2 protein-coding genes are annotated in these 2,862 nt (G+C 62.8%); both read left to right on the plus strand.

Features of this window, described 5'->3' with window-relative positions; all coding sequences use genetic code 11:
- Positions 1-304 precede the first annotated feature (304 nt).
- Positions 305-2,149, plus strand: a complete 1,845-nt coding sequence (gene mnmG / locus Q7S20_01880) for a tRNA uridine-5-carboxymethylaminomethyl(34) synthesis enzyme MnmG (protein ID MDO8500571.1) — start codon at positions 305-307, stop codon at positions 2,147-2,149.
- Positions 2,150-2,245: 96 nt separating this feature from the next.
- The coding region (locus Q7S20_01885) for a 16S rRNA (guanine(527)-N(7))-methyltransferase RsmG (GenBank protein ID MDO8500572.1) at positions 2,246-2,862 on the plus strand (617 nt) is incomplete at its 3' end.

Consider the following 2,862-nt stretch of genomic DNA (forward strand, 5'->3'; position numbering starts at 1 on the left):
CTTGTCAACGCCTCGCTCGAACGCTCACGCCGGGAGACACCTCTCCGCGTCACGCCCGCGCACCGGACTCGCAGCCGGAGGGCGCGTAGACGCGGCGAGAGGTTGCTTTGAGAAAAAGCGGTGAGCTTACGATGCGCTTCATGAGCTGGGCCCAACGCTTTTTGCTCAAAGCAACCTCTCGTCGCGTAGCGGGGCCGGCTGTATCTGAGCGCGGTGTCGTAAGCAATCACGGCATGTATCCGTTTCGCCATGCGACAATGGAACTCTGGGACAGACATAAGTATTGATTATGTAGATAGCGATAATGATTAGTGAACTAGATGTCATCGTCGTCGGCTCCGGGCATGCGGGAGTCGAAGCCGCGTGGGCAGCGGCGAAGTTGGGCTGCAGCGTGGGTTTGTGCACGCTTTCCCGCGAAACCGTGGCCCACATGCCGTGTAACCCGGCTGTAGGCGGCACTGCCAAGGGTCATCTTGTTCGAGAAATAGATGCGCTGGGTGGCCTGATGGGCCGCGCCATCGACGCAACCGGCATCCAGTTCAAGCTGCTCAACCGCAGTCGCGGCCCGGCGGTCTGGTCGCCGCGCGCACAAGCCGACAAGGCGCGCTACGGAAAATGGGTCCGCGCGGCGCTCGAGTCCGAGCCGAACATTCAGTGGATCATCGGCCGCGCCGGTCAAATCCTGGTCGACAGCGGCAAGGTCACAGGGCTCGCGCTCGAAGACGGTTGCGTGTATCGCTGCCGCGCCCTCGTCGTGACGACCGGCACTTTTCTCAACGGCCTGATCCACGTCGGCACCGAGCAGCGTCCTGCCGGCCGCGCCGACGAGCCGCCGTCGCGCGATCTGGCCGAGTCGATCAAGGCACTCGGCATGCGGTGGGGGCGGCTCAAGACCGGGACGCCACCGCGGCTTGCCAAGCAGTCAATCGATTTCGACGAGGGCGTCAAAAGGGGCGTGTTCCACGTGGAACACGGCGATTCGGAACCGATTCCGTTCTCGTTCACGGCCACCGAAAGACCCACGAACCAGATCGCATGTCACGTGCTTCACACCAACGATCGGGTTCACGAGCTGGTCCGCGCCAGTATCCATCAGTCGCCGCTCTTCAACGGTCAAATTGAAGGCATCGGCCCTCGCTACTGCCCGTCGCTCGAAGACAAGGTGATGCGCTTTCCGCAGCGGGAACGGCATCAACTGTTCCTCGAGCCCGAAGGCCTGGACGTCGACGAGATCTACGTCAACGGTTTCTCGATGAGCCTGCCGATCGAAACGCAGAAGAAGCTCGTGAATGCGCTTCCCGGTCTTGAAAGCGCCGCGCTGCTGCGGCCAGGCTACGCCGTCGAGTACGACTTCGTCCAACCGACGGAGCTTCGCTCGTCGCTCGAAACACATCGTTTGCCCGGGCTGTTTTTCGCCGGGCAAATCAACGGCACCTCAGGCTACGAGGAAGCTGCGGGACAAGGACTCCTGGCCGGCGTCAATGCCGCTCACTCCGTTCTCGGCCGCGAGGCTTTCGTGCTGGGACGCGACGAGGCGTATCTCGGCATCATGGTCGACGACCTCATCACCAAGGGCTGCCTCGAGCCGTATCGCATGTTCACTTCTCGCGCCGAGTATCGCTTGCTGCTCCGCACCGATAACGCTGACTTGCGGCTCACGCCACGAGGGAAGGCGATCGGCCTGGTCGGCGAGGAGCGCTGGGAGAGATTCGAGCGCCGGCGCACTCGCTTCCAGTCGAATGTCGATCGGCTGCATCGCACTCTGGTCAGGGTCGAAGGTGGCGCCCGCATCCCCGCGGCGCAGGCGTTGCGACGCCCGGAGCTCACGCTCGAGGGGATGATCTCCGCCGGCGATGTCGCCATCGATACGGTCGCCGAAGATCGCTTGCTTGACGTGACATCCGCACAGACCGACGTGAAATACGAGGGGTATCTCACCCGGCAGGAACAGGCGGTGACCAGGGCGCAGGGCGCCGAACGGCGCCGCATTCCAGAAGCCTTCCCGTTCGAGCGCGTCCCCGGCCTGTCGCGCGAGATGGTCCAGCGCTTTTCGGAAACCCGTCCCGAAACCCTCGGCCAGGCGCAGCGCATCCCAGGCGTCACGCCCGCGGCCGTTGCGGTGGTTGGGGCCTACCTCAATCGTTTCTAGCTCTCCAAAAACAGGAGGGCAGAAGATCAGAAGGAATAATTTCTCCTGATCTCCTATCCTCTGTGAAATCGTCTGGCCTTCTGTGAAGATGTCATCGTGGCGAATCGGGAGTTCCGCGATCGGCTCAAGCGACGCGCAAAGGCCGTCGACCTTTCTCTCGATCCCGCGCTCGCCGAGCAGCTCGAGGCCTACTACCAGCTCCTTGCCAAGTGGAATGCGAAGATCAATTTGACCGCGTTCCGTCTCACGCCATCCGGCGAAGACGACGCGATCGATCGGTTGTTGATTGAGCCGGTGATTGCCGCACGCTACGTTCCCGAGTCGGCCCGCACGCTGCTCGACGCCGGCTCCGGCGGCGGCTCACCCGCGCTTCCGCTCAAGCTCGCCATTCCAAGACTGCAGCTGCGAATGGTGGAAGTCAAAACCCGCAAGGCGGTGTTTCTGCGCGAAGCAGTCCGCACGCTTGGCCTGCGCGATGCGGAAGTCGAAACCGCGCGCTTCGAAGAGTTGCTCCCTCGGGCGGAGCTGCATGAATCACTCGATCTCGTGTCGATCCGCGCGGTGCGAATCGAAACGCGCACCTTGCTGACCCTTCAAGCTTTCCTGAAAACTGGAGGAAAGATCCTCCTGTTCCGCGGGCCCGGCGGCCTGGATCTGCAAGCATCCGCGCCATTCCCGCTCACGTGGATGGCCAGTTACCCGCTCGTCGATTC

Source organism: Gemmatimonadaceae bacterium (genome assembly GCA_030647905.1).
GTDB lineage: Bacteria > Gemmatimonadota > Gemmatimonadetes > Gemmatimonadales > Gemmatimonadaceae > UBA4720.

Bases quoted from the DNA above. Each gene is read 5' to 3' on its own strand.
- mnmG (MDO8500571.1), top strand. From the start codon at position 305: ATGATTAGTGAACTAGATGTCATCGTCGTCGGCTCCGGGCATGCGGGA.